We start from the raw sequence: 6,441 nt of genomic DNA on the forward strand, positions 1-6,441 counted from the left end.
GTGAGGTGTCGCAAATCGACCTTCCTAGTGCCCTCAAACGTCGATGTGCGACACCTCACGGCTACTGCGGCGCGGACTCGACGCGGTTGCGGCCGGCGCGCTTGGCCGCGTAGAGGGCCTTGTCGGCGCGGGCGAGCCAGTGCGCGGTGCGTTCGCCGGTGTTCCGCACGGCCAGGCCGATGCTCACGGTGCAGGTCAGTCCCGGGGCCACATCGTCCCAGGGGAAGCCGCTCACCGCCACGAGAAGACGCTCGCAGGCCTTCGCGGCGTCGGCCGGGGTTGCATCGCCGAAAACCAGCAGAAATTCCTCGCCGCCGAGCCGCACCGCGAGGTCGCTGTCGCGGATGGCAGCCGTCAGGATCGTGCCCATCGCGGCCAGCACCCGGTCGCCTGCGGCGTGACCGTGGGCGTCGTTCACCCGTTTGAAGTGGTCGAGGTCGACCATCGCCGCGCAGAGCGGCTGCGCGCGGTCGTGCGCGCGGCGCATCAGCGCGGGCAGCTGCCGGTCGAGCGCTCGCCGGTTCGGCAATAGGGTGAGCGGGTCGGTGTGGGCCTGCTGGTCGAGCTTCTCCGCGCGGATGCGCAGCACCTGTGCCTCGAGCTGCGACCGTTCGGTCTCGTGGCGGGCATGTTCGATCTCGAGAGTGTTAATCAGCATCCGGGATTGCAGCCCCGCCGTCTGCCGAGTGAGGCGCAGGGTCAGCTCGTGCAGCTTTTCGGCGTGGTCGAGTGCCCGCTCGAATTCACCGATCTCCTTGCACATCTCCACGAGGCCCCGGTGCAGCCGGGTGAGCCTGGCCGGGTCCTCCTCGACGGAGCGGTCGGCCAGCAGGGCCACCATCATCCGGATCGCTTCGTCGACGTGGCCCTCGAAGCGCGTGATCTCGGCCAGCTGGGTCCCGTTGTCGAGTTCCAGGTTCCGGTAGCCGTTGGCCGTCGCCAGGCTCTGGGAGAGGCCGATCTGTTCGCGCGCCTCGGCATACCGGCCCAGCTCGATCAGGATGCTGCCGAGGTTCGTGCGCGCGATGGTCTCCCAGAAGGTGTGTCCCTGGCTGTGGGCGAGCGCCGCGGCCTGCTGCACGTTCTCGAGGGCCTCGCCGAGCGCATCCGTCGCCTCGAGGCCGAGGGTGGCCTGGGTGCGCGCGAATTCGAGGCAGGTGTCGCCGAGGTTGTTGAGCCCGGCAAATCGGGCCTCATCGTCGTCGAGCAGCCGGGACAGGTCGAGTGCCTGCCGGCCCAGTTCGAGGGCCCGCGGCGAGTCCCCGGTTCCGACGTGCACCATCGACGAGCGGCTGAGCGCCCAGAACTCGGCGAGCGGGCTACCGCTGGCCCGGGACGAGGAGAGGGCCCCGAGCACGTGGCGCAGCGCAGGCTCATGCAGGCCCGTCTCGTGGAAGGCGAGCGCGAGGGTGCAGTGCATCTGGGACCGCCGCAAGAGCTCGCCCGAGCGGGTCAGGTATTCGAGCGCGAGCAGCCCGTTCTGAACAGCTGCCTCCACTTCGCCGAGCCGCAACCGGTGCAGCGACAAGAGCTCGCGGGCCCGACCCTGCTCGGCGGCCGTGATGTCCGCGGTCGCGAGCACCTGTTCGGCCTCTGCGGCCCCCTCGAGGTGCCGGCCGTCGGCGCGCGACTGTTCGCACGCGGCGAGCAGCTCGGCGACGGTGAGCGTGGCGCTGAGCGTGGCGGTGACCTCGGTGGATGGCGGCATGGTGCCGCGAACGGGCGCTGCCGAAGCCACACGCACACGTGGTGCTGCCGCCTTCGAGTCCACCTTCAGCCCCCCGACTGTCTGTCGCTGATTCGAACCTAACACTGTATAAGGCCCGATTCGGTCGGAAAAAAGCCCCCGAACGGGCCAACCTATGAGCCACCTGTCACCGCTCACCCGAGCTCCCCGGCAAGCGGATGCCCAGCGCGGCCACGTAAGATCGGCGGATGACCGCAGCGACAGCATCCGTGCCCCTCGACCCCCGCATCACCCTGTTCGGCGCGGAGTGGTGCGGCGACTGCCGCCGCTCGAAGAAGGTGCTCGACGGACTGGACCTCGACTACGACTACGTCGACCTTGAGGCCGTCGCGGACGGCGCCGACCGCGCCCAGGCGATCAGTGGACGCACCCGGATCCCCGTGATCGTGTTCCCCGACGCGAGCCACCTCGTCGAGCCGAGCGACGCCGACCTGCGCGCGAAACTCGCCCAGTTCTCCGTGGAGGCCTGAGCCATGCGCAGCCTCAAGGACTGGACATTTTCGATGTGCGGGATCGCCGGTTTCGTCTGCTGTGCGATCGCGCTCGGGGTTCTCTACTTCAACGCCGTGAACCACAACGCCTTCGTGGGCGTGGCGGTTCCGGTGGCGATCGTCGCCCTTGCCGCCGGCGGAATCGCCACCGCCAGGGCCCGCTGGCTCTGGACCAGCGGCCGCGGCAACCAGCGCCGCTGACGCCCGCCGGACCGGCGACAGCCACACCACCCGCTCCATGCTGACCCCCGACGCCACCCGACCCGGCGTCACCCGCTCGGGGCCGTTTCCCCATCGCCGCTGCCGCGCTACGATGCCACGGAGACGGGGAGGCATCATGAGTGACACTGGCCAGGACAAGCGCATCGAACGCTTCGGGAGTGACGAGGACATTGCGAACGCCGAGGCGGCGAAGCGGCAGGACGCGAAGGATGCGCGGGTGCGACTGCTGCGCAGCAAGGCGGCCGTCGCCCGGTCGGAGGCCGATGCGATCGAGGCCATGCACCTCGACCCGGACACCCTCGAGGACCTCCTTGAGAGCTCCAGCCCGCTCGAGGCGCGCCGGTTGGAGAAGTCGGAGCACGCGATCAGCCAGCGGGTGACCAAGGCGAAGGCCGCGGCCGAGGCAGCCGAGTACGAATACGAGCAGGCCGTGCTCGAGCAGTACGACGACAGCAAGGGCTGACGCCGCACCGCAGGAGCCGGCCGTCATACGGTGTCGAGCAGCCCCTCGGCCTCGGCGACAATGCTCGCCGTCTTCAGGAAGCTGTCCGGATTGAGCGAGATCGAATCGATGCCCTCGCGCACCAGGAAGGCCGCGAAGTCCGGGTAGTTGCTCGGCGCCTGCCCGCAGATGCCGATCTTGATCCCGGCGGCGTGAGCCTTGCGAATGGCCTCGCTGATCATCCGCTTGACCGCTTCGTCACGTTCGTCGAAGAGGCCGGCGAGCTCGCCGGCGTCCCTGTCGACGCCGAGCACGAGCTGGGTGAGGTCGTTCGACCCGATCGAGAAGCCGTCGAACCGGGTCGCGAACTTCTCGGCGAGGATCACGTTCGCGGGGATCTCGCACATCATGTACACCTGCAGGCCGTTCTCGCCGCGGGTCAGCCCGTTCGCGGCCATCACCGCGAGCACCTTGTCGGCCTCGGCCACGGTGCGGCAGAACGGCACCATCACGATCACGTCGGTGAAGCCGATCTCCTCACGCACCCGCTTGATCGCCCGGCATTCGAGCGCGAACCCCTCGCGGTAGCGGTCGTCGTAGTAGCGGGAGGCGCCGCGGAAGCCGATCATCGGGTTCTCCTCGGTGTGCTCGAACGCTCCGCCACCGAGCAGGTGCGCGTACTCATTGGTCTTGAAGTCGCTCATCCGCACGATCACCGGGTCGGGGTAGTACGGCGCGGTGAGCTTCGCGATGCCGAGCGCGAGGGTCTGCACGAAGTACTCCTGCGGGTCGGCGAAGCCGCGGGTGCGTTCGTGGATGCGCCGGAGCGCGGCCCGGTCGGTGACCCGCTCCGGGTGCACGAGCGCCATCGGGTGGATGGTGATCAGGTTGTTGATGATGAACTCCATCCGGGCCAGGCCAACGCCCGCGGCCGGCAACCGCCACCACTCGAACGCGGCGGCGGGGCTCGCGATGTTCACCATCAGCTTCGTGCGCGTCGTCGGCACCGTGCCGAGGTCCACCTCCTCGGTCTCGAAGTCGAGGGTGCCTGCGTAGACGAAGCCCTCGTCGCCCTCTGCACAGGAGAGCGTGATCTCGGCGCCGTTGTGGATCAGGTCGGTTCCGGTGCCGGTGCCGACGACCGCGGGCACGCCGAGCTCCCTGCTGACGATCGCGGCGTGACTGGTCGGCCCGCCGTGGTCGGTCACGATGCCCGATGCCCGGGTCATGATCGGAACCCAGTCGGGGTCGGTCATCTCGGTGACGAGGATCGCGCCGTCGATGAAGTTGTCGATGTCGGCCGGGTCGCGGATCACGCACGCGGTTCCGGTCGCGATGCTGTCACCGATCGCGACGCCGGAGACGATGAGGGGCCCGCTCTCGAGCAGCCTGCTCACGGTGAAGACGGTGCCGCTCGCCTGCGATTGCACCGTCTCCGGCCGCGCCTGCACCATGTACAGCTCCTGGGTGACGCCGTCCCTGGCCCACTCCATGTCCATCGGCCGGCCATAGTGGTCTTCCACGATCACGGCCCAGCGGGCAAGCTGCACGATCTCAGCGTCGCTCAGCACGAACGCGTTCCGCTCCCGCAGCGGAGTGTCGATCACCCGGGTACGGGCGCTGCCGCCGGCGGCGTAGACCATCTTGGTCGCCTTGGCGCCGAGGGTCTTCTCGATGATCGGGGTCAGCCCGGGGTCGGCGAGCAGCGCCTTGAACACGAGGTACTTGTCGGGGTCGACGGCGCCCTGCACCACGGTCTCGCCGAGTCCCCAGGCCGCGCTGATCACGGCGGCACCCGGGAACCCGGTGTCGGTGTCGATCGAGAACATCACCCCGGACCCGCCCAGGTCGGAGCGGATCATCCGCTGCACCCCGATCGAGAGTGCCACGTCGAGGTGGTCGAAGCCCTTGACTTCGCGGTAGCTGATCGCCCGGTCGGTGAACAGGCTCGCATAACAGCGGCGGCAGGCGGCGAGCAGGTCCCGCTCCCCCGTCACGTTCAGGAAGGTCTCCTGCTGCCCGGCGAAGCTCGCGTCCGGCAGGTCTTCCGCGGTCGCGCTGCTCCGCACCGCCACGGCGAGGTTCTGCTGCCCGGAGCGGGCAGACAGTTCCCGGTAGGCCGAGCGGATGCCCGCGGCCGTGTCCTCGGGGAATTCCCCGTTCAGGAACAACTCGCGCAGGCTCTCGCCCGTGACCCGCAGAGTCGCCTCGCCGGAGTGGTAGCTGTCGAGGGCCTGGCGCAGGGCCGACTCGATCCCGTTCTCCGTGATGAACGCGCGGTAGGCATCCGCCGTCGTCGCGAAACCGTCGGGCACCCGCACCCCCTGGCCGGAGAGCGAGCCGACCATTTCGCCGAGGGAAGCGTTCTTCCCGCCGACCTGGGGGATGTCGGCGAGGCCGATCTCTTCGAACCAGACCACATGACGCTCTGACATGACAACTCCTGACGCGACCTCGAAAGCCGCGACCCGGCGTCTCGTGGCGCCGACGGCATCCGCTCTCGGCAACCTACTGCTAGGTCAGGGCAGCGGCTAGTACCCCAGGTGTCGAGGGCTCAGGGGTGCGCCGGCGCCGGGTGTTCCTCGCGAATTCACCCGGACAGCACTCCCCGGTCCAGGGCCGACGGATTCTGGCCCTAGTCTGGGGGTTAGACAGATTCGATTCGTTGGATTCCAGCTACTGAGGGCACCTGTTCCAGGTGCGGTACCCGTCTGCCCCGGTGGCTGGAGAGGTGCATTCCCGGCACACTTCCGCCAGCGAGCGTAACCCGGATGGAGCTCCGGGGACCGCCGCGTGCGACGGCCCTGCCCCGGCTCCGCAGTCGCGGACCCGGGCTGACGGGAACAAAGGGAATCACCATGACCGCATTCGACCAGACACCCACCGAAACCAGTACCACCACGCCGGCCCGAAAGTGGCTGCCCGTCCTCCTGGTCGCGATCGCCCTCGCGGCGGTCGGCACGGTCGGCGCCACCACCACCGGGGCCAGCTCCGCCTCCGCCGCCGTCCCGGTCGGCTCCGTGCGCGCGCCCGTCTCGCTCGGCCTCGCCGGCACCTTCGCGATCCTCTCCAAGACGGGCGTGACGGATGTCTACGCCTCGGCCATCACGGGAAACGTCGGGGCGAGCCCCATCACCGGTGCCGCCATCCACCTGAGCTGCCCCGAGGTGACCGGCCTGATCTACTCCGTGGATGCCGCGGGCCCCGCCTGCGAGATCACCGCCCCGAGCCTGCTCACGACCGCCGTCGGCGACATGGGCACCGCGTACACCGATGCCGCCGGTCGCACCCTGCCGGATGCGATCGACCTCGGCGCCGGCGAGATCGGCGGCCTCACCCTGGCTCCCGGGCTCTACAAGTGGAACACCGGCGTGACCATCACGAGTGACGTCACCCTCAACGGCGGCCCGACCGACGTGTTCATCTTCCAGATCTCGGGCAACATCACCCAGGCATCCGCCACCCGGGTCACCCTCACCGGCGGCGCGCTCGCGAAGAACGTCTTCTGGCAGGCCGCCGGGTCCGTCGCGGTCGGCACG

6 protein-coding genes are annotated in these 6,441 nt (G+C 69.3%); 4 read left to right on the forward strand and 2 right to left on the reverse strand.

Annotated elements, in window-relative coordinates:
• Positions 1–61: 61 nt before the first annotated feature.
• Positions 62–1,708 (reverse strand): GGDEF domain-containing protein, encoded by a 1,647-nt coding sequence (locus QN357_RS16970; protein ID WP_323505249.1) that lies wholly within the window; start codon positions 1,706–1,708, stop codon positions 62–64.
• Positions 1,709–1,935: 227 nt separating this feature from the next.
• On the opposite strand from QN357_RS16970, the gene QN357_RS16975 reads away from it, so the two are divergent.
• The 3 genes from QN357_RS16975 (at position 1,936) to QN357_RS16985 (ending at position 2,923) form a co-directional block, all read left to right on the forward strand.
• Positions 1,936–2,217 (forward strand): glutaredoxin family protein, encoded by a 282-nt coding sequence (locus QN357_RS16975; protein WP_323505250.1) that lies wholly within the window; start codon positions 1,936–1,938, stop codon positions 2,215–2,217.
• Positions 2,218–2,220: 3 nt separating this feature from the next.
• On the forward strand, positions 2,221–2,439 hold the full coding sequence (locus QN357_RS16980; protein ID WP_323505251.1) for a hypothetical protein: 219 nt from the start codon (positions 2,221–2,223) through the stop codon (positions 2,437–2,439).
• Between the two features lie 136 nt (positions 2,440–2,575).
• Entirely contained in the window at positions 2,576–2,923 is a 348-nt protein-coding gene (locus QN357_RS16985) for a hypothetical protein (protein ID WP_134449646.1), read from the forward strand.
• 23 nt (positions 2,924–2,946) lie between these two features.
• Here the strand turns inward: QN357_RS16985 and ppsA are convergent, their stop codons facing one another.
• A complete protein-coding gene (gene ppsA / locus QN357_RS16990; protein WP_323505252.1) occupies positions 2,947–5,337 on the reverse strand; it encodes a phosphoenolpyruvate synthase in 2,391 nt (796 codons plus the stop codon).
• Positions 5,338–5,760: 423 nt separating this feature from the next.
• On the opposite strand from ppsA, the gene QN357_RS16995 reads away from it, so the two are divergent.
• A partial coding sequence (locus tag QN357_RS16995; protein WP_323505253.1) for an ice-binding family protein occupies positions 5,761–6,441 on the forward strand: 681 nt, incomplete at its 3' end.

Source organism: Cryobacterium sp. RTC2.1 (assembly GCF_035018685.1).
GTDB classification, from domain to species: Bacteria; Actinomycetota; Actinomycetes; order Actinomycetales; family Microbacteriaceae; genus Cryobacterium; species Cryobacterium glucosi.

What these genes read in the sequence shown, in the direction of transcription:
- QN357_RS16970 (WP_323505249.1), bottom strand. Translation starts at nt 1,708, where the DNA reads ATGCCGCCATCCACCGAGGTCACCGCCACGCTCAGCGCCACGCTCACC.
- QN357_RS16975 (WP_323505250.1), top strand. Translation starts at nt 1,936, where the DNA reads ATGACCGCAGCGACAGCATCCGTGCCCCTCGACCCCCGCATCACCCTG.
- QN357_RS16980 (WP_323505251.1), top strand. Translation starts at nt 2,221, where the DNA reads ATGCGCAGCCTCAAGGACTGGACATTTTCGATGTGCGGGATCGCCGGT.
- QN357_RS16985 (WP_134449646.1), top strand. Translation starts at nt 2,576, where the DNA reads ATGAGTGACACTGGCCAGGACAAGCGCATCGAACGCTTCGGGAGTGAC.
- ppsA (WP_323505252.1), bottom strand. Translation starts at nt 5,337, where the DNA reads ATGTCAGAGCGTCATGTGGTCTGGTTCGAAGAGATCGGCCTCGCCGAC.